Source organism: Bartonella sp. AD328YNZD (assembly GCF_042196425.1).
In genome coordinates this window covers 1-597 of the sequence record NZ_JBHIQG010000811.1, presented here as the reverse complement: position 1 = coordinate 597, position 597 = coordinate 1, and the positions used below count along the sequence as shown (strand labels likewise).

General features: G+C 44.1%; 1 protein-coding gene. It reads left to right on the top strand.

The annotated features are described in order from the left end of the window. Positions 1-568 (top strand): hypothetical protein (locus ACFIO3_RS15150; protein ID WP_375704792.1); only part of this gene is annotated, 568 nt, incomplete at its 5' end. Positions 569-597: the final 29 nt, after the last annotated feature.

Genomic DNA, 597 nt, shown 5'->3' with positions numbered 1-597 from the left:
ACAATCCGTAACCTTATCCGTAGAGCAGGATTTAGTGAATCCGCTTCAAAACAGTGCAGATCAGATGGCGCAATGCGTAACAAGGGATTATCCTTGGACCTTGATCAGTGGCGTGAAATTGACACCAGCCCTAGAGGAACAAGCTTTGGAAGCTTATCAGACAGTTCAAAACTTACTTACCTTGAAAGCGTCTGTTGAAGATATTGCAGAGGCTCTTGATGTGCTTGAAGGCGGTTTGACAATGCAAAAAGTTTCAAATCCAGAGGCACGTGCAAAGGCTTATATCGCGGCTCTTAACGGCATCTCACTCTGGTCTTTGTTGCAAGCTGTTAAAAATCTTATCCGTGGAGAAGCCAAAGGTATGTCAACAACCTTTGTCCCCTCATGTGCTGATCTGGTGCAGTATTGTCGTGATTTAGAAAGCAGGCTTTATGGTGTTGCTGAGAAGGTTTTTATCGCTGTTGAAAATACGCGTAACCTAGCCTTAGGAGGCAAGCGCATTTCATGCATGAGAATAGGCAAGCCTAGTGAAGAGCAACATAACAGTAGCAATTCAAAAGCGGCTTAAAACAGCAAACTAGTGAAAAGTGCTGATGG